Origin of the sequence: Bradyrhizobium sp. CB82 (assembly GCF_029714405.1) — a bacterium.
GTDB lineage: Bacteria > Pseudomonadota > Alphaproteobacteria > Rhizobiales > Xanthobacteraceae > Bradyrhizobium.
Genome location: NZ_CP121650.1, coordinates 5979497 through 6001040, shown reverse-complemented (window position 1 = coordinate 6001040; position 21544 = coordinate 5979497). Strand labels below are relative to the sequence as shown.

24 protein-coding genes and 3 pseudogenes are annotated in these 21544 nt (G+C 64.0%); 7 read left to right on the top strand and 20 right to left on the bottom strand.

Annotated elements, in window-relative coordinates:
* Nucleotides 1-9: 9 nt before the first annotated feature.
* Nucleotides 10-276 (bottom strand): hypothetical protein, encoded by a 267-nt coding sequence (locus QA640_RS29290; protein ID WP_283036337.1) that lies wholly within the window; start codon nucleotides 274-276, stop codon nucleotides 10-12.
* Between QA640_RS29290 and QA640_RS29285 the strand changes: the two genes are divergently transcribed.
* Nucleotides 275-1720, top strand: coding sequence for a S8 family serine peptidase (locus QA640_RS29285; RefSeq protein ID WP_283036336.1), 1446 nt, complete (start codon nucleotides 275-277; stop codon nucleotides 1718-1720). The two genes, QA640_RS29290 and QA640_RS29285, sit on opposite strands and share 2 nt — an antisense overlap.
* A gap of 296 nt (nucleotides 1721-2016) precedes the next feature.
* On the opposite strand, the pseudogene QA640_RS29280 reads toward QA640_RS29285, so the two are convergent.
* Nucleotides 2017-2247: pseudogene (locus QA640_RS29280) on the bottom strand (DNA ligase); the annotation flags it as partial.
* A gap of 16 nt (nucleotides 2248-2263) precedes the next feature.
* On the opposite strand from QA640_RS29280, the gene QA640_RS29275 reads away from it, so the two are divergent.
* Nucleotides 2264-2620, top strand: a complete 357-nt coding sequence (locus QA640_RS29275) for a hypothetical protein (protein ID WP_283036335.1) — start codon at nucleotides 2264-2266, stop codon at nucleotides 2618-2620.
* Between the two features lie 23 nt (nucleotides 2621-2643).
* Here QA640_RS29275 and QA640_RS29270 read toward each other — a convergent pair whose 3' ends face one another.
* The 3 genes from QA640_RS29270 to QA640_RS29260 form a co-directional block, all read right to left on the bottom strand.
* A complete protein-coding gene (locus QA640_RS29270) occupies nucleotides 2644-2976 on the bottom strand; it encodes a hypothetical protein (protein ID WP_283036334.1) in 333 nt (110 codons plus the stop codon).
* 174 nt (nucleotides 2977-3150) lie between these two features.
* Nucleotides 3151-3411 (bottom strand): hypothetical protein, encoded by a 261-nt coding sequence (locus QA640_RS29265; RefSeq protein ID WP_283036333.1) that lies wholly within the window; start codon nucleotides 3409-3411, stop codon nucleotides 3151-3153.
* A 13-nt stretch (nucleotides 3412-3424) separates the two neighbouring features.
* A complete protein-coding gene (locus QA640_RS29260; RefSeq protein ID WP_283036332.1) occupies nucleotides 3425-3973 on the bottom strand; it encodes a recombinase family protein in 549 nt (182 codons plus the stop codon).
* A gap of 821 nt (nucleotides 3974-4794) precedes the next feature.
* On the opposite strand from QA640_RS29260, the gene QA640_RS29255 reads away from it, so the two are divergent.
* The 3 genes from QA640_RS29255 to QA640_RS29245 all read left to right on the top strand — a co-directional run bounded on the left by QA640_RS29255 (nucleotide 4795) and on the right by QA640_RS29245 (nucleotide 7005).
* The gene (locus QA640_RS29255; protein WP_283036331.1) at nucleotides 4795-4965 is read left to right on the top strand and encodes a hypothetical protein; all 171 of its coding nucleotides are present in this window, start codon (nucleotides 4795-4797) and stop codon (nucleotides 4963-4965) included.
* A gap of 271 nt (nucleotides 4966-5236) precedes the next feature.
* Nucleotides 5237-5599 carry an SPW repeat protein gene (locus tag QA640_RS29250; protein WP_283042920.1) on the top strand — a complete coding sequence of 121 codons (363 nt, stop codon included), beginning with the start codon at nucleotides 5237-5239 and terminating at the stop codon, nucleotides 5597-5599.
* Between the two features lie 926 nt (nucleotides 5600-6525).
* Entirely contained in the window at nucleotides 6526-7005 is a 480-nt protein-coding gene (locus tag QA640_RS29245) for a TIGR03809 family protein (RefSeq protein WP_283042919.1), read from the top strand.
* Nucleotides 7006-7256: 251 nt separating this feature from the next.
* Here QA640_RS29245 and QA640_RS29240 read toward each other — a convergent pair whose 3' ends face one another.
* The 7 genes and pseudogenes from QA640_RS29240 to QA640_RS29210 all read right to left on the bottom strand — a co-directional run bounded on the left by QA640_RS29240 (nucleotide 7257) and on the right by QA640_RS29210 (nucleotide 13235).
* Nucleotides 7257-8627, bottom strand: a complete 1371-nt coding sequence (locus tag QA640_RS29240) for a TIGR03808 family TAT-translocated repetitive protein (protein ID WP_283036330.1) — start codon at nucleotides 8625-8627, stop codon at nucleotides 7257-7259.
* Nucleotides 8628-8750: 123 nt separating this feature from the next.
* On the bottom strand, nucleotides 8751-9398 hold the full coding sequence (locus tag QA640_RS29235) for a pyroglutamyl-peptidase I (RefSeq protein ID WP_283036329.1): 648 nt from the start codon (nucleotides 9396-9398) through the stop codon (nucleotides 8751-8753).
* Complete coding sequence (gene meaB / locus QA640_RS29230; RefSeq protein WP_283036328.1) at nucleotides 9395-10384, bottom strand: methylmalonyl Co-A mutase-associated GTPase MeaB; 990 nt, start codon at nucleotides 10382-10384, stop codon at nucleotides 9395-9397. The genes QA640_RS29235 and meaB overlap by 4 nt, the downstream gene beginning before the upstream one ends.
* Before the next feature lie 81 nt (nucleotides 10385-10465).
* Nucleotides 10466-10893 (bottom strand): annotated as a pseudogene (locus tag QA640_RS29225) (tripartite tricarboxylate transporter substrate-binding protein).
* A gap of 104 nt (nucleotides 10894-10997) precedes the next feature.
* Nucleotides 10998-11282, bottom strand: a pseudogene (locus QA640_RS29220) (tripartite tricarboxylate transporter substrate-binding protein); the annotation flags it as partial.
* A gap of 296 nt (nucleotides 11283-11578) precedes the next feature.
* A complete protein-coding gene (locus QA640_RS29215; protein ID WP_283036327.1) occupies nucleotides 11579-12397 on the bottom strand; it encodes an RsiV family protein in 819 nt (272 codons plus the stop codon).
* A 307-nt stretch (nucleotides 12398-12704) separates the two neighbouring features.
* A complete protein-coding gene (locus QA640_RS29210) occupies nucleotides 12705-13235 on the bottom strand; it encodes a phosphatase PAP2 family protein (protein WP_283036326.1) in 531 nt (176 codons plus the stop codon).
* A 182-nt stretch (nucleotides 13236-13417) separates the two neighbouring features.
* Here QA640_RS29210 and QA640_RS29205 point away from each other — a divergent pair, with 182 nt between their 5' ends.
* Together QA640_RS29205 and QA640_RS29200 are read left to right on the top strand one after the other, a co-directional pair.
* Nucleotides 13418-13564 carry a hypothetical protein gene (locus QA640_RS29205; protein WP_283036325.1) on the top strand — a complete coding sequence of 49 codons (147 nt, stop codon included), beginning with the start codon at nucleotides 13418-13420 and terminating at the stop codon, nucleotides 13562-13564.
* Nucleotides 13543-13713, top strand: coding sequence for a hypothetical protein (locus tag QA640_RS29200; protein ID WP_283036324.1), 171 nt, complete (start codon nucleotides 13543-13545; stop codon nucleotides 13711-13713). The genes QA640_RS29205 and QA640_RS29200 overlap by 22 nt, the downstream gene beginning before the upstream one ends.
* 316 nt (nucleotides 13714-14029) lie before the next feature.
* On the opposite strand, the gene scpA is transcribed toward QA640_RS29200, so the two are convergent.
* The 8 genes from scpA to QA640_RS29160 form a co-directional block, all read right to left on the bottom strand.
* Complete coding sequence (gene scpA, locus QA640_RS29195; protein WP_283036323.1) at nucleotides 14030-16186, bottom strand: methylmalonyl-CoA mutase; 2157 nt, start codon at nucleotides 16184-16186, stop codon at nucleotides 14030-14032.
* Nucleotides 16187-16399: 213 nt separating this feature from the next.
* Complete coding sequence (locus QA640_RS29190; RefSeq protein WP_283036322.1) at nucleotides 16400-16864, bottom strand: GFA family protein; 465 nt, start codon at nucleotides 16862-16864, stop codon at nucleotides 16400-16402.
* The gene (locus QA640_RS29185) at nucleotides 16861-18732 is read right to left on the bottom strand and encodes a methylmalonyl-CoA mutase family protein (protein WP_283036321.1); all 1872 of its coding nucleotides are present in this window, start codon (nucleotides 18730-18732) and stop codon (nucleotides 16861-16863) included. Before QA640_RS29185 ends, QA640_RS29190 begins: the two co-directional genes overlap by 4 nt.
* An 87-nt stretch (nucleotides 18733-18819) precedes the next feature.
* Nucleotides 18820-19335 (bottom strand): 2-amino-4-hydroxy-6-hydroxymethyldihydropteridine diphosphokinase, encoded by a 516-nt coding sequence (gene folK, locus QA640_RS29180; RefSeq protein ID WP_283036320.1) that lies wholly within the window; start codon nucleotides 19333-19335, stop codon nucleotides 18820-18822.
* A gap of 38 nt (nucleotides 19336-19373) precedes the next feature.
* Nucleotides 19374-19751, bottom strand: a complete 378-nt coding sequence (folB, locus tag QA640_RS29175; protein ID WP_283036319.1) for a dihydroneopterin aldolase — start codon at nucleotides 19749-19751, stop codon at nucleotides 19374-19376.
* Complete coding sequence (folP, locus tag QA640_RS29170) at nucleotides 19748-20596, bottom strand: dihydropteroate synthase (RefSeq protein ID WP_283036318.1); 849 nt, start codon at nucleotides 20594-20596, stop codon at nucleotides 19748-19750. The genes folB and folP overlap by 4 nt, the downstream gene beginning before the upstream one ends.
* Nucleotides 20597-20716: 120 nt before the next feature.
* Nucleotides 20717-21124, bottom strand: a complete 408-nt coding sequence (locus QA640_RS29165) for a DUF4332 domain-containing protein (RefSeq protein WP_283036317.1) — start codon at nucleotides 21122-21124, stop codon at nucleotides 20717-20719.
* Nucleotides 21125-21156: 32 nt separating this feature from the next.
* The gene (locus QA640_RS29160) at nucleotides 21157-21519 is read right to left on the bottom strand and encodes a DUF2267 domain-containing protein (RefSeq protein WP_283036316.1); all 363 of its coding nucleotides are present in this window, start codon (nucleotides 21517-21519) and stop codon (nucleotides 21157-21159) included.
* Nucleotides 21520-21544 lie beyond the last annotated feature (25 nt).

Genomic DNA, 21544 nt, shown 5'->3' with positions numbered 1-21544 from the left:
AGCGGCAGCTTACGCTTTGTCGGTGGGCGCAGTTCTCTTGATCGGTGCTTTCGGCGGCGAGGTTGCGCACGCGCAGGCGATCATGCGCACCCCGACGATCAGCATTCCCTCTCGCACCCCGACCATCAGCGCGACGGTGACCTCGCACACCGGCCCCGTCGTCACCGGCCGTGCAGTGACGAGCGTCGATCGTGGTCCCAGGATCACACCCAGGATCACACCCAGGATCACACCCAGGCTCACGCCCACATCCATGCCCAGGCTGACGACGCGCATGGTTCCGACGACGGTGCTGCCTTATGTGCGCTATTCGCCAAATCTCTATCCGACCTGCACCGCGGCCTATCGGGACGGCGATGGCGAATGTCTGGATCAGGCGAATGCGGCCGGCGGTGGCGCCGGCAGGTCGGGCAAGACAAGCGCCGGTCACTCGGGCCGCAACACGGCGCAGGCGGTCACCACTTTGCGCAGCTTTGCCAATGAGTTCGTGGCCGAGCTCGACAGCAGCCTTTCGACAGTCGATGCCGACGCGCTTGCGCGCGGCCACGGCCTGACCCGAATTGCATCGGAGAGCTTTCCGCTGATCGGCGCCACCATCGGGCTGTTCCGCATCACCGACGGCCGGCCCTACGGCACCGTGCGCCGCGAATTCGCCGCGGCGAACGGCGTACGCTCGGTGCAGCCGAATTTCCGCTACGTGCTCCAGGATCAGAAGGCGGGCTCGCCGGCAGAGGGCGACCCGGCGCAATACGCGCTGGCAAAGCTCCGCCTGCCGGAGGCGCATATGCTGGCGCATGGCGCGAACGTCACGGTCGCGGTGATCGATTCCGGGATCGATACCAGCCATCCCGAGCTTGCCAACTCGATCGCCGACAATTTCGACGCGCTCGGCAGCAAGGAAGGGCCGCATGTCCACGGCACCGGCATTGCCGGCGCGATCGTGTCGCATGCACGTCTGATGGGGAGCGCACCCGAGGCCCGCATCATTGCGATTCGCGCCTTTGGCGGCACCACGGGGGGCGCCGAGAGCTCATCCTACGTGATCCTGAGATCGCTGAATTACGCCGCCGAGCACGGCGCGCAGATCGTCAATATGAGCTTTGCCGGTCCGAAGGACGCGTTGATCGAGCGCGCCATCGCGGCGACCGCCGCGCGCGGACTGGTGCTGGTTGCGGCGGCCGGCAATGCCGGGGCGAAATCGCCGCCGCTTTATCCCGCGGCCAATCCCAACGTGATCGCGGTCAGCGCGACCGATGCGCAGGACAAGTTGTTCTCTGCCTCCAATCGCGGCAGCCACATCGCGCTCGCCGCGCCCGGCGTCGACATCTTCCTTCCGGCGCCGGACGGCAAGTACCAGATGACATCGGGCACCTCGTTCTCAGCGGCCTATGTCTCCGGCGTCGCCGCGCTGCTTCTGGAGCGTAACTACGCTTTGAAGCCGGAAGCGCTGCGCCTGACGCTTGTAAAGACCGCCCGCGATCTGGGAACGCCGGGCCGCGACGATCTGTTCGGCGACGGCGAGCCCGATGCTTACGCCGCGGTCATGGCGGTTGCCGTCGATGGTGCGACGCCGGTTGCGGCGGCGCCAGGAACAACAAAACGTGAAGATGCGTCGGAACGTCGCGAAGAGCCTGGAACACGCGCCCTCGAGCAACCCTCGCTTTCCAGCGTCGTCGATAAATCCACGCTTTCTCAAGCGGATAGACCTGCCGCACGATAGTTGCGCGCGAGCATGCGCAGGCTGCCAAGGTTAAAAAATCACGCGAGGGGTTTTGAACGTTCGGCCCTGTGCCACGACCAAATGATGTGGGAGCGGTCATCCCTCCCCATCAGTCATATCAGGCGCGAGCGCCCATCCACCCCAAGCGCCCATATGGCTTGACCCGTCCGGTTGTCCCCCCGGACGGGTCTTTTCTTTTTGGGGCTCTCGATCTCCGAAGCGCTTCGCCTTTCAGCTCAGGGTTGAATCGGCGCGGATAATCATTTGCGATCGCCTTGCGCATTGCGCCGCCGCGGTGGCCGGCGCGCCAGCAACTGCTCGAGGTTGGCTTTACGCATGTGCAAGGGCAGGGACCGCAGGTCGTCGCCGTTCATCGCGAGGATGTCGAAGGCGTAGAGCTGGACCTCGTGGTCGTGCTTGCGGCTGTGCAGGGCATTGAAGGACGTCGGGCTCGGGTGACTGGCGCGCACTTGTCGCTTTTCCAGAGGAACCGGAACCGGGCGGTTTCGTTGTGATGCCACACACATCCATGGAGTGAATGGAATGAAGATTCTCGTTGTCACGATGGCTGTTGGCGCCGCGGCGCTGGCCGGTGGATCCACCGCCAATGCCGCCAGCAACGTCAAGGCCGATCCGGGCGTGCAGACGCAGACGAGCCAGTCGACAGACTTCAGCTCGCGCCACAGGTATCACTACGGGCATTATTATCGGCACTACGGCTACTACCGGCATTATCGGCACTACGGCTACTACCGGCCGTACTACAGGAGCTACGGCTACCGTCCGTACTATGGCAGCTACGGCTATTATCCGCGGTCGTATGGCTATTACGGCGGTGGGCCCTACGGCTACTACGGCGGCGGGCCGGGCGTGTCGTTCAGCTTCGGCACCGGCTGGTGACCCCAAAAGGCCCGACGCGACCGCTATGGAGCCCGCTGGTGCGCGTTTCTCTGCGGGTGGTCAACCTTCAGCAGAAGGCCGCGGCGCGCTCCCGGCGCGCGCGCTTGGCTGGCGGGGGCTAGCGCAGCCGCGAGATCATTGAGAGGTCGACAGCATAGGACTTCGCGATCTCGGCCAGGGTCTCGCCGCTCGGCGCTTGAGCGCTGCGCGAGCAGCGGCATCAGTTCGTGGGCCTCGACATCGGCAATCGCCGCGAAATCGCGGCCGGTCTCCGCGATGTGGCTCATGCGCTTGAGTTTTAGCCGCACATTCTCGATCTGGTCCTCGAGCGAGGTCAGTGGCGCAGCAGCGGTCATGGATCGGCCTTCGTTTCAAGTGCGGCGGACCATTCCGCCGACGCTCTGAATTTCGCCCGATGCTCAACGCCGGCGCTGTGATGAGCATCACGGGAGAGGCCGAGCCGCTGGTCGGTATCGAAGGCCGGCCGCCGCGCGCCAACGCATCAGCGGTGCGCGCCCGAGGCCGCCGCGCTAGCGATCCGTCGACTTTCGGCTCAGCCGCGAAATCATCGCTGCGTCGACCCCAAAGCTCTTGGCGAGTTGCATGCGCAGGTCGACCACCTCTTTCGCGCGCTCGTGGGCGACCTGCATCGCGCGGCGTTTGGCATCGCGCAGACGAATGATCTCGGCCTTTGCCTCGCGCAGCGTCGCGGCAGCACGCTCGATCTCGCGTGCTGCTTCCAGGCAAAGCGGGGACCGCTCGGATTTCAATCGTTGTACCAAATCAGTCATCGGTCGGCCCTCCCTATTCGGCCAGGCGCGAGATCATGCTGATGTCGACCGCGTAGGACTTGGCGATGGACGCTAATGTCTCGCCCGCAGCGCGCCGCTTGATCGCTTCTTGCCGCTGGTAGTCGGACAGCTTGGGCTTGCGACCAAACTTGACGCCCTTGGCCTGGGCGCGCTTCCGGCCCTCGCCGGTGCGCTCGCGGATTAAGTCGCGCTCAAACTCAGCGATCGCAGCCAACAGCGTCGAGAGAAGCCGGCCTTGCGAACTGGAAGTATCCCAAAGCGGGTCACCGAGGCTACGGAAAGACGCGCCGGCCTTGCCGATGCGCTCGATCAGGTCGAGCAGCTCACGGGTCGAGCGGCCAAGCCGGTCGAGCTTCGTGACGACCACGACATCACCCGCTTTCAGGGAGGCCATAAGCTTCGCCCGCTGCGGCCGATCTGCCCGGGCGCCGCTGACCTTCTCCTTGAAGATGGTGGTGGCGCCGGCTGCCGTCAGCGCCTCGAGCTGGCCGGTGAGGTGTTGGTCTTGGGTGCTGACGCGGGCGTATCCGAGAATGGCCATTCGCGCGCTCCACTTTCACAAATAAATTTCGCAAAGTGTAACACGTTGTTTTTCCACGTCCAGAAGTTTCTTGCAAAACTCATAAGTTTCGCAAATCGCATTAGCGCCAAGCGCCACGCGCCGAGGCAGCCCGCCAAGCCGCCCGGAACTGTTTTGGCAATTGCCGAATTGATTTGGGGTGCATGCTAATGCGCGGGAGGCTGCTATGCGCCTTCAGACGTTTCGCTCCCGACATTTCGACCTAGTCGGCGGAAGAAACCACCCCTGGTCTATCGACCTCGTCGTCTTGACGGCGACGGTCCTCCTGGTGGCGGGCTTCGCTTGCGCCGTCACGAGCCTGCTGGTCCGCTGACCGTAGCATTCTTCGGGAAAAGAAAAAACGCTGGCGGGGCGCCTGTGCGGGGTCAGAACGTCCGCGCGTCGAGAAGGATCGCGTGTGTGAGTTGGTTCATATCGGCCACACTGGCTTCCGGTGCAGCATCGGAGCTGCGGAGGGCTAATGCCATGCCCGAACAGCCTTCGAAAGGAATCGCGATAGACGTGCTGATTATCCTGCTCTCACTGGTGATCATCGGCATCGGGATCTGGGGCATAGGCCTCTGAGCGCAGGACCCCGGCCTATCCGGAGACCGTCGCAATCGTCACCAGAGAAACGTAAGCGCCAAGAATCCGATCGGTCGTTCGGATGGAGGGGGAACCGTTCCCATGTCCTTGCACCGGGCAAGGTTAAGGGTGCTGCAAAGCAGCACATCCGCGATCTCGGAACGAATTGGCTCGCGGCTGATTGTCCGACGCCGGGGCGTACATGAGGGGTGTCGAGCATGACCAAGGCCTACACGGTCAAGACGCGAAACTTCAAGTACACCGCCGCTAAGCCGACGCTCGAAGCCGCGATAAGTGTTGCATGCGAAAAGATCTGGCCCATCGCACCTGACGAGAAGGTCCAGGTCTACTGTGGCGAGGAGCTTGTAGGAGAGATCGAGCCCGTTTGAGTCGTGCCAATTCAGGCGCTTGCGGCCGGTGACCGCCTGGTGACCGCCCGTGCTCACCGGCCGGTGACCGGGCAGACGAGGAGAGCGGATTTTTTATGATGGGCGCGCGCGTGTTGGAGCGGCTCGCGACCGTAAGACTCGCGGGATTGCCATTATGCCGCGCGGGCCGCGACGGAACCGGCGCGGCAATCCTACGGTTGATTAGCTGTGTAACCTTCCAATGGAGGGTGTCATGGGAAACTGGATGGAGAACTGGACGAACGCAAACTGGATGGAGAACTGGACGAACGCAAAACTGTGCGACGTCGCAAACCTGATCCTTGGCGCGGTTCTGTTCGTTTCGCCCTGGATCTTCGGCTTCGGGGCCGGAACGGTCTCCACCAATGCCTACATCACCGGCATCGTCATCGCGATCCTTGCAATCGCGGCGCTGGCGCGCTTCGCGGTGTGGGAGGAGTGGCTGAACCTAGTCGTCGGCTTGTGGGCGTTAGTTTCGCCCTGGGTCTTGGGCTTCCAGGGAACAACCACCGCTGTGACGGTGCATGTGATCATCGGTGCGGTTGTCGCGATCCTGGCAGCGATCGAGCTCTGGATGCTAAACCAGATCCCGCCGCGGCTGACCACCGGCCGCTGAGGCTAAGGACGGCAGATCGTTCCTGCGCGCGATTGTGCACGCGCCCCTGGGACATTTGGGACATTCTGGGACAATGTCCCGTTTGTCCCAATGGGACTCCCAGACCCGTGATCGCAGCCGCAGCGCTCACGCGCGGAGGCGAAGTGGCTGTGGGACGTCCGCTGCGCGCGCCTTGGGGCGTGCTCGCTTCCATCCACAGAACGTAGCCCGGTCATTGTGGCGCCGGCCAGGCCGAGAATGATGTTCTGGCCGCTCATGATCTGGACGGAGGTGATGCCGAACGCGGCGGGATCGAGGCCGCCGAGATCGAGTGCGATCGGCCGCCGCGTCCGCATTAAATCCGTCACCGCAGTTATAGACTCTATGTGCGATGACGCACTTTTTGCGGACGCTCTGGCACGCCTCTTTCGTTCCGCTTCCTGCGCGAGACGGCGTGTCCGCTTCTCTTCCGGTGACAGGTTCAGCGCTGGCTGGCCACGTTTACGGCCGCTGCTGTTCTCGGCCCGGCGCCGACGCAAACTTGCAGGAACCTGCAAGGTCCAAAGTCGTAAAAGCCCGTATTTTGTAGGCTTTTCGAGATTCGCAATTAACGCGGCACGACCCCCGGACGGGTCTTTTCTTTTTGGAGCTCTCGATCTCCGAAGCGCTTCGCCTTTCAGCTCAGGGTTGAATCGGCGCGGATGATCATTTGCGATCGCCTTTGCGCATTCCGTCGCAAGTCCGCCATGCTTGTGTGGGGCTTGACGACGAAAGCCCACGAAATCTCCGCACGACTACGGAGGTCCGCTCCGAAATTTGCGCCGTCGCTGGACAAGTCAAAACTTTTCCACAAAATAATCCCGTCACGTCTAAATTGATTCGTGTGCGTTGCGTCCCGCGTCCGTGATTCCCTCCTGACGGGCTGGTTCATGACACATCGCCAAGGCGTGGCTCGCGGCCGCGACATCGCGGAGCGCTGGTGCGCACTCGCCGAGCAGCGGCTCGAACATCTCACCGAAATGTTCGAGACCGGACGCTGGCGCCGCTATCACTCCGAAGTCGCCTTTCTCGAGAATATCCAGGAAGCCAAGCGCGCCGTGCAGACCTGGCGGGCGCTCGCCGACGGTGCCGACGTGCCGGCGATGAGCCCGGTCGGGGCTGTCGCATTGGGCTGGTCGCCGGCAGCCTTGTCACGCGAAAAGGTACGGCACGAGCACGTCCAGACCGTGCAGCCGAAGTCCGTGCACATCGTGCCGGAGACGGTCGTGCCGGTCAGCTTCGCCAGCATGCCCGAACGGCTCGCCGAGATCACCGCAACCCCGATCGCCCCCGAGCCGCCGCCTGCAACCCCTGAAAACGTTGTTGAATTCACCTTCAGCCTCGACGGCATCGAAGCGAAATATCCGCTGCTGCGGAATGCGTTCTAGGGCGAGGTACGGGGCGCTTGTTCCTGCTACGCCATCGTCCCGGCCGAAGCCAGGACCTACAGCGCGGACTCTCCCGATCGGAATGACGGCCCAACCGCGTTATTGCGAGGAGCGAAGCGACGAAGCAATCCAGGCTGCCGCTGCGGAGTGTTTCTGGATTGCCTCGCTTCGCTTGCAATGACGGTATTGCGATGGCCCGATTTCGCTGATGCAGCGCGCGTATTGCAGAAAACGGGCGAGCCTTTCTGCACTCACCGCCTCACCGCATTCCCGCCCACCACCACTTGCGCAAAGCGCTGCGCACCGTCCGCCGCCAGATCCATCGTGACCGTTCGCGCGTGGTCGAGGCCGACGACGGCGCCTAGCGGGCTCTCGGATATGATGTTGTTGTTGACCAGCGCAGTGCCGGCGCCCGGCACCACGGACACGCCGACACCGGCGAGGGCCTTGCGGATCACGTTGCCCGAGATCGCGACGTCGCGCAGATATTTGCCCCAGCCGGCGACGATGCCGTAGGACGGCGCATTCTCGATCACGTTGCCGGTGACGGAGGTGTCAGCCTCGACATAGATGCCGACGCCGGCATCGTCGTCGGGTGCGGTGCCGATCGGCCGTTTCGGGATCAGGTTGCGGATGATGTTGCCCTGGACCACCGCGATGCGGCCGCCTTCGTTGAAATTGCAGACGGAGACGCCGACGGCGGCGCCATCCACCGTGTTGTTGGCGATCACCGCGGCCTCGAACGAGAACTCCGAGTAAAGCGCGACCTCGCGCACGTCGCTGACGCTGTTGCCGGTGATCTGGATGTTGGAAGCCGAATTGCCGCGCACTGCCGAGTAATCGCAATTCCTGATACGGTTGCCGCGGACGATGACGTTGGCGGCGCGGAAGGCGTTGACGGCGTTGCCGTATTGTCCGGAGCCGCCGGGGCCGGCCTTGACGTCCTCGATGTGGTTGTCGGCGACCAGCGTGCCGTCGTCGCCGACGGCGGCGCGTAAAATCTCGATGCCGTTGTCGTTGGTGCCGAGAATCGTGTTGCGCGAGACGATGAGTCCCTTGGCATCGAACGAGACCACAGCCGTCACGGCGATGTTGGTGAAGATATTGCCCGAGATGTCTCCGGCGATATGCTCGAGCCAGATGCCGCTACCGCCAGAACCCCTGATGTCGCAATCGAGAATGCGGACGTCGCGGCCGCCGAGACAGTGGACGAGCCCTCGACGCGTCGGCAGCGCAATTCCGCCGCCGTCGAAGGTGATGCCGGTGAGGCCGATCGAGCCGGCGCCTTCGCAGAGGATCATCGAAGGACCACCGGTGAAGACAAATTTCGTGGCACCGCGCACGCCCACGAGTTGCGAGCCGTTTTGCAGCCGCAACAGCCCGGTGCGGTAGATGCCCGGCGGGAGTGCCAGCGGCATTTGCGCGCGCGCGGCGTCGTCGATGGCGCGCTGGAGCGCACGCGTCTGGTCCTCGCTGCTGCCGGGTCGCACGCCATACTGCGTGGCGTCGCGTCCCAGCAGGGACGTCAAGGGTGCTGCGCGCGCGGCATCGACAGGCATGGCCAGCGCGCCGGCAACGCCAACGGTGGAAGCTCCAATGAGACGACGGCGATTGAGGTCCATAACGCGTCCTCTGGCGGACGCGGGGCGCATCCGCGAGCGTTAGTTAGCTCAGAAATGGAGTATGGCGGCCAGCCGCCGCACGATTGTTGCAGGTAAGGTTAAATGTTTACCCAGGAGGAGGTCCTACGCAGCTCTTTCGTGCCGCGCCGATCGGACCATTTCCATCAGCATCGCTTCGCCGGCATCGACCAGTTCCTCCAGCGTGATGCGTGGCGCTCCCTTGCGCCGCGACGCGCCACTGCGTGCCAGCAGCGGGATGTGGATGAACGCCGCAAGCTTCGGCCCGCCGGCGTTCACGCTTTCGATCGCGCGCCAGCTCAGATAGTTGCAGAGATATGCGCCGGCATCGCGCGAGGCCCGCGCGTCGATCCCGGTCAGTCGCGCAGCCCGCAGGAGCCTTGCAGTGTGCGGGCCGAACATCATCGCGTCCGCGTTCGCTGCGATCGCGCCTTTGCGGGAACGGCTGTTGGCGGCATCGGGCCAGAGCATGGTGACGGCGTTGCGCGCGCGGGTCTCGATGCGCAGGTACGAGGTGCGTGCGGCGAGGCCAAACATCAGAAGCGCATCGGGCCTCACCTTTGCGAGCACCTCGGGCAATTGTCGGTCGACCGCGGCATAGGTCACCGGGAAGATGTGAGTCTCAAGCTCGACGCCGTCGAATGCCGGACGGCGCAGCTTCGACAGCCGCGCGACCAGCGGCTGCGTCGGATTATGGGGCGCGCCGGGGAACGGGCCGAATCCGGTGAGGAGGACGCGAAGCTTGCCGCTCATTGCAGGAGCTCCATGATGTGCTCGGCGGCGAGCGCCGGCGTGACGCGACCATCGGCCACCTCGGCCTCGATCTTCTTCACCCTGGCGCGGACGGAGGCCTCGGTGCGCAGCCGCGACAGCATGCGCTGCTCAAGCATCGACCACATCCATTTCACCTGCTGCTCGCGCCGCCGTGCCGCGAAATCGCCCGATGCGCTCATCGCCTTGCGATGATCGAGGATCTTTTTCCAGAGCTCGGCAATGCCGTTGCCGCTCAGCGCCGAATAGGTCACGACCGGTGGATGCCAGTGTTCGGAGCGGGGCGCCAAAATGTGAAGCGCGCCGCGATAGTCCGCGGCCGTCATGTTGGCGCGCTTGATATTGTCGCCATCGGCCTTGTTGATCGCGATCATGTCGGCGAGCTCGACCAGGCCCTTCTTGATGCCTTGCAATTCGTCGCCACCGCCCGGCAGCATCAACGCGAGGAAGAAATCGGTCATGTCGCAGACCGCAGTCTCGGACTGGCCGATGCCGACGGTCTCGACCAGCACAACGTCGAAGCCGGCCGCCTCGCAGAGCAGCATCGCCTCGCGAGTCTTGGCGGCGACGCCGCCAAGCGTGCCCGATGACGGCGACGGGCGAATGTAGGCGTGATCGGATGCCGCGAGCCGCGCCATCCGGGTCTTGTCGCCGAGGATCGAGCCGCCGCTGCGCGCCGAGGACGGATCGACTGCGAGCACTGCGATCCTCTGGCCTTGCGTAATGAGATAGGTGCCGAGCGTGTCGATGGTGGTGGATTTGCCGACGCCGGGCGAGCCGGTGATGCCGACGCGGACCGCCTTGCCGGTGTCCGGCAGAAGCGATTGCACGAGCTCGCGCGCGGCCGCCTGATGGTCGCTGCGCCGACTCTCCACCAGCGTGATGGCGCGGGCGAGCGCGGCGCGGCTGCCGGAACGGACGTCCCGGGCGAGGGCTTTGACGTCGTGCGAAGCCTTCTTCTGAATCATGCCCTGCTTTACAACGGCCGGGCGGGACAGGCGAGGGCCGGGACCAGTATCAACGCGGCCGGCCTCGCCCTGCTCGACACGTCACGCTTTGGCGAGGCCGGCGGCCTTCATGGCAGCGCCCATCTGGACATCGCCCTTGTCCATAAAGTCGGCGAACTGGTCGGCATCGCGCCACGCCATGCCGAAGCCGCGATTGGCGACAAAGGCCCTGAATTCCACCGAGTCGAAGATCCTCTTCATCGCCGTCGAGAGCCGGGCAGCGATCTCCGGAGGCAGGCCCTTCGGTCCGCCGATGCCGCGCCAGCCGCCCGTTGAATAGTCAATCCCCATCGCTTCCTTCAGGGTCGGCACGTGGGGAAAACAGGGTTGCGTGCCGACGCCATGATGGCAAGGCTGCGCACCTTCCCGGCTTCGATGGTCGGGCGCGCCTCCGGTACCGAGCAGGTGGCGAGATCGATGTTCTCGGCCGCGAGATCCTGCAGCGCGGGTGCCGCGCCGTTCGACGGCACCAGGCGACCTGGTTGGCCGGCAGTCCCATCGCCTGCATCCAGCCGATCAGCGCGAGATGCCGGATGCCGCCCTGACCTGTGCCTGACGCCTTGAACTTGCCGGGTGGCGCGTCCTTGATGGCGACGGCCAGTTCCTTGACCGTCCGGTAAGGCGAGGCGGAGGAGACCTGGATGCCCGGCGCGTCCTCGTTCGTCATGGCGAGCGCCGTGAAGCTCCGTGGCGTCAGGTCGGTGAGCCCCTGCCAGTGCATCATGGTGAGCTCCACGGTCAACATGCCGATCGTGTAGCCGTCGGGAGCGGCAGTCGCGATCGCGGTGTGGGCGACGACGCCGGAGCCGCCGACCCGATTGACCACGTTGAAAGGCTGGCCGAGCTCTTTCTCCAGCATCGCCGCGAGAACGCGCGCAGTCGCATCCGTGCCGCCGCCCGCGCCCCAGGCCACGATCAACGACACGGGCCGCGCCGGATAGGTCTCCGCGCGTGTCGGCTTAAAGTCCAAGAGCGACGACAGCGACAGACGATGCCGCAAAGGCGCGGCGCGTGATGGCAGACATGAATACCTTTCAGCGGCGCCTGTGACGTCGGCCGCCATATCTATGCCGACAGTTTTGGCAGCTTTGCGCCAGGGCGGCAAGCAGCCGCGCTAGTTACGCTGTGAGCACGCGTCGTTCATACCGCAACGAATCATTGCCCGTCGTCTTCGTCGCCCTTTGGGCGCGCGCCGCCGAAAATCCGCGTGCCCTCCGGCGTCAAATACGGTTTCAGCGTTTCCCACGACACAAAGGCGACATATTCGCCCTCGGCGTAGGGGCCGACCGCATAAGGCGGATAGTGAAAGGTGAGACCGGAGCTCTTGCCCGCCTCGGTCGAAGGCGCGAGCGTCACGGCGCCGATCTTGAGCAGGTTCGGCTCGATGCCCTTAAACCACTCGTTGGTTGCCGTCTCGCCCGCATCGCGCTTTTTCTTCTCGATTCGCAGCGAGGCGATCACGGACTTCTGCATCGCCTTCATCGTCGCTCCGTTGTCGGCGGTCTCGGTGAAGAACGGGCGGATCGATATGCGCTTGGCTTGCACCTTGTCCCACAGGATGGTGTCGACGTCGGAATTCGGATGCGCGCCGTGGGTATCCATGTAGTCGGCGCGGATCAAGCTGACATAGCGGTCGGCGACCACCGAGCGTATCGTGTATTTGCGCTCGAAATCCCAGCCGCCGTTCTGGAAAAACTGCGGATCCTGCTTGCGCGAGGCGGCGGCATCAGCCGCATTCTTCTCGAGCCACTTCTTGCCCTCGGCCAGGCAATCGGCCGCGAGCGCGGGATCGGCCTTGATCTGGTCGTCGAGCAGCACGCGGGCTTCGATGGTCCTGTTCTTGATGATTGCATCGGGCTTGGGATCGGTAGCGAAGGACGGCGAGGCCATGACGAGCGTCGTGAGAATTGCGAGAGCACGCAAGGCTGATCCCGTGTTCGAATGGGCTCGGGGATATGTCGTGTCAATGGCCATAGATTTCACGCTCTTTCCATGTGCCGCTGACAATCGCGCGGCCGCGCGGTGACAGATAGCGGCTAAACTTCAAGGCATAAACACACAAGATGAACGGGAGCAAAACGGCCTGGGCTGAACACCGGATATTGAAAGTTGCGATCAAGCTTCGTCCAGGGACGGTCGAGTGCGCCCGCCTGATCGGGATGAGCCCGTCAATCGTGGCACATGCGCTGGTCCGCTTGGGTGGCGCATGCCGGGCCTACGGTCTCATCGCCGTTGGTCGCCACCAGAGGTCCTCCGGGTTCGCGCAGGGAAGCGCGATGTGTCAAGCGATGTCGCGATGGGACAACGCGCCCGTGGGCATGTCGCGCCGGACGGGCGAGCAGGCCGCACCGATCCTCGCCGTGATTGCTATCGCCGAGGCCGCCACCGCGGCACCGGCGATGATGTCGGACAGATAGTGTCCTCTGCCCAGCACGGTCGCCACGATCATCACCATGTTCCATGGGATGACGACGAGGCTGAACCAGCGCAAGGGCCAGAACGCCCACATATAGAGGATCGCGGCTGCGGTGTGGAAGCTCGGAAAGGTGAGCACGCCCACGAGTTGCGTCAGATGCACTTTGTGATGCAGGCCGGCGCGTACGAGCGATGCGTCGCGCAGGGTGTCGTAGTAGCCCTGCGGTTCGAAGTGAGGATAATCGGCGTGCGAGCCCAACGCCTGATACGCGCCGATGGCCGGCACCAACGCCGAAATGCAGGTCGTTGCCGCCAGGGCGAAGACGTAGGCGTATATCGCCTCGGCACCGCGCCGGTAGCGGCCGGCCAGCGGAAGAACGAGCATCATCATGATCATCTGCGGGTGACATAGAGCTGTAGGTTCGTGCAAAGAGTGGGATCAGCTCCCGATGATGGTCCGTAAAATCGAGGAGGCTCCGGAAATCGAATCCGAGCGCGCGATCCCACGCGAGCAGTCGCTCATCCTGCAGCGGAAGGTTGATCGACGTCGTCACATAGGTCAGCGTCACGAGCACCGGTATGGCCGGCATGACCTGCGCCAGCGAGGCGAGAGAGAAGAACACTCTCGGGGTCGCGCGGGCGGTCGAGCGCGCGTTGCGTAAGCCGAACCGCCAGCAGAGTGCGGCCAGCGTGAAAATCATTATATGGCCGGACCGGTCGACGTAGAATTCGCTGGCGATCAGCAAAGCAATGACGACGCCGGCGATGCTGCCCAGCAGCTTCCGGTTGAACATGAGCAGGCGCCAAGCGGAGACGACTTCGTCATCGGAATGAACGACAGGCAGGTGCGTCTCGGCCGAGTGCGCGATCGATAATTCTGCTCGCGGAACGCTGCGAACCGGTTTTGGCTTCTTGTTGTTGACTGAGTTGATGGTTCACGGAGCGCATCGAAAACGCGTGGTGACGCCAAGAGCTCGCCGGCGGGGCGCATTCCAATATCCCCATTCATGGTCCGTGTAAAATTACGAATCAACAAGTAAAGGTTGCATTAATCGGTGCGAGAATTAATTTCGACTGCTCGTATAGCGAGTACCCGGCGGCAACCGGCGGCCGCCACGTCAAAAATGACATGTCGGTCGCCGCCAGCGTTGCGATGGATGATGTAGCGAGGCCGACGCAGCCAGACCGAGGCTACTCCGCCGCCTCGCTATGGCCGAGCCGGGCGTTGAGCTTGTGGATCAACTCCTCGGCGGCGTCCGCGATCACCGTGCCGGGCGGGAAGATCGCTTCCGCACCTGCTGCATGGAGTGCATCGTAATCCTGCGGCGGGACCACGCCGCCGACGATGATCATGATGTCCTCACGGCCGTGCTTTTTCAGCGCTGCCTTCAATTCTGGCACCGCGGTAAGGTGGGCGGCGGCCAGTGAGGAGACGCCGAGGATGTGCACGTCGTTCTCGACCGCCTGGCGCGCGGCTTCATCGGCGGTGGCAAACAGCGGCCCGATGTCGACGTCGAAGCCGATATCGGCAAAGGCCGACGCGATCACCTTCTGCCCGCGATCGTGGCCATCCTGGCCGATCTTGGCGACGAGAATGCGCGGACGGCGGCCTTCCGCCTCCTCGAAGGCGTCGATCAGCGCCTGCACCTTTTCGACCTGACTGCCCATGGCGGACGCCTCCCGCTTGTAGACGCCGGTGATCGACTTGATCTCGGCGCGGTGGCGACCGAACACCTTTTCCATCGCGTCGGAAATTTCGCCGACCGTTGCTTTCGCGCGCGCCGCGTCGATCGCGAGTGCGAGCAGATTGCCGTTGCCTTCGCCGGCCGAGCGCGTCAACGCGGCGAGCGCGGCTTCGACGTCCTTCTGGTTGCGCTCGGATCTGAGCCGCGTCAGCTTGTCGATCTGCAAGCGCCGGACATTGGTGTTGTCCACTTTGAGGATCTCGATCGGCACTTCATCCGACGGCTTGTACTTGTTGACGCCGATCACCGCCTGCTTGCCCGCATCGATCCGCGCCTGTGTCTTGGCTGAGGCCTCCTCGATGCGCAGTTTCGGCACGCCGGCTTCGATGGCCTTGGCCATGCCGCCAAGTTCCTCGACCTCCTGGATATGGCCCCAGGCCTTGGCCGCGAGATCGCGCGTCAGCCGTTCGACATAATAGGAGCCGCCCCAGGGATCGATGATCCTGGTGGTGCCGCTTTCCTGTTGCAGGAAGAGCTGCGTGTTGCGAGCGATGCGCGCGGAAAAGTCGGTCGGCAGCGCGAGCGCTTCGTCGAGGGCATTGGTGTGCAGCGACTGAGTGTGGCCTTGCGTCGCGGCCATCGCCTCCACCGTCGTGCGCATCACGTTGTTGAAAACGTCCTGCGCGGTCAGCGACCAGCCGGAGGTCTGGCAATGCGTACGCAGCGAGAGCGAGCGCGGATCCTTCGGATTGAATGGCTTGAGCAGCTTCGCCCACAGCAGGCGCGCGGCGCGCATCTTGGCGACTTCCATGAAGAAGTTCATGCCGATCGCCCAGAAGAACGACAGGCGCGGCGCGAAACGGTCGACGTCGAGGCCGGCAGTCAACCCGGCACGCAGATATTCGACGCCGTCGGCGAGCGTGTAGGCGAGCTCGAGATCCTGCGTCGCGCCCGCCTCCTGCATGTGATAGCCGGAGATCGAAATCGAATTGAACTTCGGCATCCTCGAGGAGGTGTAGGCGAAGATGTCTGAGATGATCCGCATCGATGGGCTCGGCGGATAGATGTAGGTGTTGCGCACCATGAACTCTTTCAGAATGTCGTTCTGAATGGTGCCCGAGAGTTTTTCCGGCGGCACGCCCTGTTCTTCCGCCGCCACCACGAATAGTGCGAGGATCGGCAGCACCGCGCCGTTCATGGTCATGGACACGCTCATCCGGTCGAGCGGGATGCCGGCAAACAGCGTGCGCATGTCGTAGATGGAATCGATGGCGACACCGGCCATCCCGACGTCGCCGCCGACGCGCGGATGGTCGCTGTCATAGCCGCGATGGGTCGCGAGATCGAAGGCGACCGAGAGGCCCTTCTGTCCCGCGGCGAGGTTGCGACGATAGAACGCGTTGGAATCCTCCGCCGTTGAGAAGCCGGCATACTGCCGGACCGTCCAAGGGTGGTTCACATACATGGTCGGGTAGGGGCCGCGGAGATATGGCGCGATGCCCGGATACGTCTCGAGGAAATCGACGCCGGCAAGATCGGCCTCGCCATAGGCGCTTTTCACCGGGATGCCTTCGGGCGTCAGCCATGGCTCGCTGTGACCTCCCGGCGCAGCCGGTCTGACCAGTTCAAAGGCGACGCTGGCGAAATTAGGAATGCGGGTCATTCCTTGCAGTCCTCAAACTTGCGATGGTGTTCAAGTTTCTGCAAATTCCCCTTGTAAACGGGATCGCCCATGCGGCTTTCAGTCATCCGGCCAATCTCGGTCCACAGGAGCCGCGCGAGCGTCACGTCCCAGTCAATCAAGGCCCGTAGAATTCTTCCGAGTGCTCGGAGCATAGCATAGCCTATCAAAATCATAGCCCCGACATCTCAGCCCTCAATCATGATCCGGATGCTGATAGCTCACGATGGTCGCCATCTTCTCCGGCCCGTAATTCTGCTGCGTGGTCTGGCTCGGCAGATTGGAGATTCCGACCACCCAGCCGAGCCGCGACTCCGTGCCATATTGCCGCGTCGGCACCACCCGGTCGGGGCGGTCGAACGCGCCGGTCATGATCTCGATCCGCTCGCCGTCGATGCGGCCGAAACTCAGCGGTGTGCCGCAGGCCGGGCAGTAGCCCCGCTCGGCGATAGTAGATGAGCGGAAGAACGACGGCTGTCCCTTGGTCCAGGCGAAATCTGTCCTGTTGATATCGGCAAAGGAGGCGAACGGCGCGCCGCTTGCCTTCTGGCACATCCGGCAGTGGCAGATCGAAACCTTGTTTGGTGCTGTCGTCACCGCGAAGCGTACCGCGCCGCATTGGCAGCCGCCGGTGAGAACGGGTTTGGTCGTCTCGGTCATGCCTGCTCCATCCGTCGATAGGCGTCTTGCAGCGTGGTCAGCGCATCAGCACCTGCAAATATGAACCCGCTCACGCCCGCTGCGCGCAACGCGGACTCGTTCTCGTCTGGCCGGCCTGCCAGATAGATATGCTTCGCGCCCGCGATTTGCAGGGCCTTGGCCGAGGCTCCCGCGTGGGCCACGTAGACCTTGTCGCTGGAACAAAGGCAGGCGAGCTTCGCGCCTGACGCTTTGAAGGCGGCGGAAAGCTGTGCCGGATCGGTAGAGCCCTCGCTATCGACGGCCAGAATGCCTCCGGCTTCAAAAAAACTCTTTGCAAAGGTTGCGCGCGCGGTGAAATCGGCGGCCGTGCCGAGATTGGCCAGAAACACCTTTGGCCGCGCGCCTCTTGCCTTCAGCGTCATGTCGGATTGATCGCGCAGCGCCTCGAAAGGTTCCGCAATGCGGATCGGCACAAGCGGGGCGAATTTGAACTTTTGCTCGCCGTAAGGCGCAAGCGCGACCGGCGTCGCGGGCAGCACGGCCACGTCGCTCTCCTGCAGGTTCGGAAACTCGCTGGCGCCGGTTATCACGTCGCGGCGCTTGGCGATGTTGGCCTCGCGCACCTTGCGCGTTGCGGCGACCTTGCCCTGGATCAGGCCCTGCTGAAGCGCGGCAAAGGCGCCGCCGGCTTTCTCGGTTTGCTGGAACAGGGCCCAGGCCGCCTCGCAAAGCTGCGTCGTGAGCGTCTCGATGCCGCCTGCGCCCGCGGCAGGATCGGAGACCTTTGCGAGGTTGCTTTCCTCGAGCAGCACGAGTTGCGTGTTGCGCGCCACGCGCCGCGCGAATGGGTCGGGCAGCCCCAGCGCCAGCGTGTGCGGCAGCACAGTGATGGCATTGGCACCGGCAAGGCCTGCGGCGAACGTTGCCATGGTCGCGCGCAGCATGTTCACGTAGGGGTCGCGCTGCGTCAGCATGCGCCAGGCGGTGTCGGCCGCGATGAACAGCGGCTTCGGCGTCAAGCCGCAGGCCTGCTCGACGCGCGCCCACAATAGCCGAAGCGCGCGGACCTTTGCCATGGTCAGGAACTGGTCGGCATCCGCGGCAAGCCGTGCATAGACCATGCCCTGTGCCTGCTCCAAGGCAACGCCGGCGCCTTCGATTGCGCGCAAATAAGCAACGCCGCAGGCGAGCACGAAGGCGAGCTCCTGCACCTCCGATCCGCCGGCGTCATGGATCACACGTCCGTCGGTGGATGCGAACGGTCCTTTGAAGCCGAGCGCTGCGAGGCCCTTGATCCCGCCGGTCACCGCTGGAACGATCTCCTCCCAGGCGTAGGGGCTATGCCCCCAGACCGCACACGCCGCGAGCGGATCGAGGCCGAAGCGGATGTCGCAGGCCGCAGGGTCTATGCCGTTGCTCTTCACGTATTCCGCAACGTGGATCGCAGCCATCCGCGATTGCGGGCCGATCTGAAGCTCGATGCCGATGCCGGCATCGAGGTGAATATCCCTCAGGACCTTCGCGACCGCATCCGCCGTCGGTTCCAGGCCAAAGCCATGGCTGCCATTGCCGCCGGCAAACACCAGCGCCAAGCCCGTCGCGCCATTTTCCAGATCGTTAAGCGCCTGCGCGTTCGCCTGCGCCGCATCGGGATGGTCGATCCGCTGCATGATCTGCCAGGGCGCAGCCGCCGGCCGCCCCACCACGGCTGCGACATCCTTGGCACGCGGATAGAGTGGATCGATCTTCAACCCGTCGTAGGTCTTGCCGACGAGCTTTTCGAACGGCGCACCCTTCAGCACGCCATCGACCAGCTTGCGCCAATCCTCGTAACTCGCCTTGGGAAAGTCCGCGGCCAGCAGCAGATCGTCAGTCACGGCGGTCATTCGGCAGGAAACTCCCGGACATATTCGTTCTCATCGTTGGGAGCGAAATTGCCACGGTCGGCCGCCCCTGCAAACGGTTGTTTTTGGTTAACCGGTATCCGGAAGCCGCTCGATTCCTTGTGTTGAGACGCTGGCGCGGCCGTCGCGCACGCGGATCCCGCCGATCATGCGGTTGGGGGCGATTTCGGCGAGCGGCACCAGCACGAAGGCGCGCTCGAACAGGCGCGGATGCGGCAGCGTCAGTTCCGGCGTCTGCAAGGAGACATCGTCATAGGCGATCAGGTCGAGATCGAGCGTGCGCGGCCCCCAGCGCCGTTCCTTGGTCCGCGTGCGGCCGAATTTTTGCTCGACCTTTTGCAGCACGGATAGCAGCTCCTGGGGATCGAGGCTGGTTTCGATTTCGATGCAGGCGTTGATGAAGGGGGCTTGGTCCTCGTCTCCCCAGGGTGGGGTGGAATAGTCGGACGAGCGCGCGAGCAGCTTCGCCTGGGACGCGCCGCAGATGTCCGAGATTGCATCTCTGAACGTCGCGCGGACGTCGCCGACATTGCCGCCCAGCGCAATGACGGCGCTAGCGGACCGGATTTGACGTTCGCTCTCCATTTGCCGAGCTTCCTCCTGCGAACGTCAAATCAGGGCCTCTAGCCATTGTGCGGGTGCCGCGAGCGCGTCAGCACGACGCCGACGTCATCGAAGATGGCGGCGATCGGCGCGTGCGGCTTGTGCACGGTGACCTTCACCGCACGGATGCGCGAAAAATGCGCCAGGATGGCATCGGCCACCGCACCGGCCGCGCGCTCCAGAAGCCTGTAATTGGTGTTCTTGAACGCAGCCGTCGTTGTCGCAACCACGTCGGCATAGGAGACGGTGTCCGCGAGCCGGTCGCTGCGCGAGGATTCCTGGAGGTCGGCGTAGAGCTCGAGGTCGATGACGAAGCGCTGGCCGACCTCGGTCTCATGCTCCATCACGCCGTGCCGGGCATGGATCACGAGGCCGGTGAGGAAGATCGTATCGGTCATGGCTTGCTCTCGATGGCGGTGGCGACCCGTAGGGCTTGCAGGGTCTCGGCGACGTCATGGGTACGGATGATCCGCGCGCCGCGCTGCGCGGCGATGAGATGGGCGGCGATCGAGCCGCCGAGCCGCTGCTGCGGCTCCGATGGTGATACGGATGCGATGAAGCGCTTGCGCGAGGCGCCGACCAGCACCGGCAGGCCAAAGACGCTGAGCTCGTTGAGGCGCGCCAACGCCGCTATGCTCTGCTCCGGCGTCTTGCCGAAGCCTATGCCGGGGTCGAGCACGATGTAGCTTTGCGCGATGCCTGCCTTGGCCGCGATGTCGAGCGAGCGCTGAAAGAACGCGATCATGTCCTGCATGATGTCGAGGGCGGGATCGACGCTGTCGCGGTTGTGCATCACGATCACCGGCACTTTCCGCGCCGCGACCACGGCTGCCATCCCGGCATCGCGCTGCAAGCCCCAGACGTCGTTGGCGATCGCGACGCCTTGGTCCAGCGCGAAGGCTACGACCTCAGATTTCATGCTGTCGATCGAGACCGGCGCGCCGAGGGCGACCACTTCCGCCAGCACCGGCCTCAACCGCTGCAGTTCCTCCTCCGCCGTGACCGGTTGGGCGCCCTTGTAGGGCCGGGTGGACTCGGCACCGACGTCGATGATGTCGACGCCATCGGCGATCATGGCGCGCGCCCGCGCCAGCGCCTCGTCGGGCGCGATGAACTGCCCGCCGTCTGAGAAGGAATCCGGGGTCACGTTGAGCACGCCCATCACGGCCGGGACCGGCCTGGCCAGCAGCGTCCGCAGCCATGCGGCAGCGGGCGGGGCGGGGTGCGAGGGCAAGGCGCTCATGCGGTCGCTTTGCGCGGTCGGGGAGGTCAAGTCAAGACGCAGCCGTCATTGCCGGCACAAGCGGGCGATAATTTCAGGGGCGGCGAAGGCAACCGGAAAAGCGCTGCGAGAGACTGTCGACTAATACGAAATCTTCGGCGGCAGCTTGCGGGCCTTGGCGATGAGGTCGCCGACCGACTTCTCGGACGGTAGCACGCGGACCAGTTTCCGCTTCTCGTTCACCTCGCGCATGTTCTGCGCCAGTCGCGACGGGTTGCGATAGGCGAGCTCGCGGACGGTGGCGACGCCGGCGGCGCGGACGAGGTTGACCTTGGCCTTGCCCATGCCGGGAATGCGCATGTAGTCGGAGACGTTGGCCCATTCCAGGAGCTGCTGCTCGCTTATGCCGGTCCTGGCGGAGAGCGCCTTGCGGCCCTTCACGGTGCTGGCAGCTTCGAGCAGCGCGACGGTGGTGCGGATGCCCTGCGCCTTCAGCTTGCTGGCGGCGAAGGCCGACAGGCCCTCAATCTCGGAGATGGGATATGTCATGATACTCGATATGAAATATGAAGTGCGAAAGCTCAGGCGAACTGGCTGAGGCCCGGCGTCCCTGCAATGATCTTGCCCATCTGATCCGCTCCGATTTTGTCTCGACCAAAGCGAAAAAGTTCACGGGCGATCTTTTGAATATCGGACATGCCGAGCCCAAGGCCCATCAGCCGGGTACCGACGGCCATCAGGCCGCCGCCCATCAGGCGTGACAGGCCGCCGCCTTGCGTAGCGGCAATCACAGCTTCGGCGCCGGGAATATGGTCGATAAGAGCCTGGACGCTGTCGGAAGGGCCCTCGTTGCGCAGGAAGCCCAGGATAATGCCGATGGTCTTTTCAGCGACAGCACTATCGATGCTGGCGTTTGTCGCCAGCCGCCCGATCAGCTCGTCCATGTGCCTGCCCCCTCAGCCGGTTCAA

What these genes read in the sequence shown, in the direction of transcription:
- QA640_RS29160 (WP_283036316.1), bottom strand. Translation starts at nt 21,519, where the DNA reads ATGGACGAGCTGATCGGGCGGCTGGCGACAAACGCCAGCATCGATAGT.
- folK (WP_283036320.1), bottom strand. Translation starts at nt 19,335, where the DNA reads ATGGAGAGCGAACGTCAAATCCGGTCCGCTAGCGCCGTCATTGCGCTG.
- QA640_RS29200 (WP_283036324.1), top strand. Translation starts at nt 13,543, where the DNA reads ATGGCCGGACCGGTCGACGTAGAATTCGCTGGCGATCAGCAAAGCAAT.
- QA640_RS29285 (WP_283036336.1), top strand. Translation starts at nt 275, where the DNA reads ATGGTTCCGACGACGGTGCTGCCTTATGTGCGCTATTCGCCAAATCTC.
- QA640_RS29275 (WP_283036335.1), top strand. Translation starts at nt 2,264, where the DNA reads ATGAAGATTCTCGTTGTCACGATGGCTGTTGGCGCCGCGGCGCTGGCC.
- QA640_RS29260 (WP_283036332.1), bottom strand. Translation starts at nt 3,973, where the DNA reads ATGGCCATTCTCGGATACGCCCGCGTCAGCACCCAAGACCAACACCTC.
- QA640_RS29205 (WP_283036325.1), top strand. Translation starts at nt 13,418, where the DNA reads ATGGCCGGCATGACCTGCGCCAGCGAGGCGAGAGAGAAGAACACTCTC.
- QA640_RS29290 (WP_283036337.1), bottom strand. Translation starts at nt 276, where the DNA reads ATGCGCGTCGTCAGCCTGGGCATGGATGTGGGCGTGAGCCTGGGTGTG.
- QA640_RS29240 (WP_283036330.1), bottom strand. Translation starts at nt 8,627, where the DNA reads ATGGACCTCAATCGCCGTCGTCTCATTGGAGCTTCCACCGTTGGCGTT.
- folB (WP_283036319.1), bottom strand. Translation starts at nt 19,751, where the DNA reads ATGACCGATACGATCTTCCTCACCGGCCTCGTGATCCATGCCCGGCAC.
- QA640_RS29185 (WP_283036321.1), bottom strand. Translation starts at nt 18,732, where the DNA reads ATGACCGCCGTGACTGACGATCTGCTGCTGGCCGCGGACTTTCCCAAG.
- QA640_RS29165 (WP_283036317.1), bottom strand. Translation starts at nt 21,124, where the DNA reads ATGACATATCCCATCTCCGAGATTGAGGGCCTGTCGGCCTTCGCCGCC.
- QA640_RS29250 (WP_283042920.1), top strand. Translation starts at nt 5,237, where the DNA reads ATGGAGAACTGGACGAACGCAAAACTGTGCGACGTCGCAAACCTGATC.
- QA640_RS29215 (WP_283036327.1), bottom strand. Translation starts at nt 12,397, where the DNA reads ATGGCCATTGACACGACATATCCCCGAGCCCATTCGAACACGGGATCA.
- QA640_RS29235 (WP_283036329.1), bottom strand. Translation starts at nt 9,398, where the DNA reads ATGAGCGGCAAGCTTCGCGTCCTCCTCACCGGATTCGGCCCGTTCCCC.
- QA640_RS29210 (WP_283036326.1), bottom strand. Translation starts at nt 13,235, where the DNA reads ATGATCATGATGATGCTCGTTCTTCCGCTGGCCGGCCGCTACCGGCGC.
- meaB (WP_283036328.1), bottom strand. Translation starts at nt 10,384, where the DNA reads ATGATTCAGAAGAAGGCTTCGCACGACGTCAAAGCCCTCGCCCGGGAC.
- folP (WP_283036318.1), bottom strand. Translation starts at nt 20,596, where the DNA reads ATGAGCGCCTTGCCCTCGCACCCCGCCCCGCCCGCTGCCGCATGGCTG.
- QA640_RS29265 (WP_283036333.1), bottom strand. Translation starts at nt 3,411, where the DNA reads ATGACTGATTTGGTACAACGATTGAAATCCGAGCGGTCCCCGCTTTGC.
- QA640_RS29190 (WP_283036322.1), bottom strand. Translation starts at nt 16,864, where the DNA reads ATGACCGAGACGACCAAACCCGTTCTCACCGGCGGCTGCCAATGCGGC.
- QA640_RS29255 (WP_283036331.1), top strand. Translation starts at nt 4,795, where the DNA reads ATGACCAAGGCCTACACGGTCAAGACGCGAAACTTCAAGTACACCGCC.
- scpA (WP_283036323.1), bottom strand. Translation starts at nt 16,186, where the DNA reads ATGACCCGCATTCCTAATTTCGCCAGCGTCGCCTTTGAACTGGTCAGA.
- QA640_RS29270 (WP_283036334.1), bottom strand. Translation starts at nt 2,976, where the DNA reads ATGACCGCTGCTGCGCCACTGACCTCGCTCGAGGACCAGATCGAGAAT.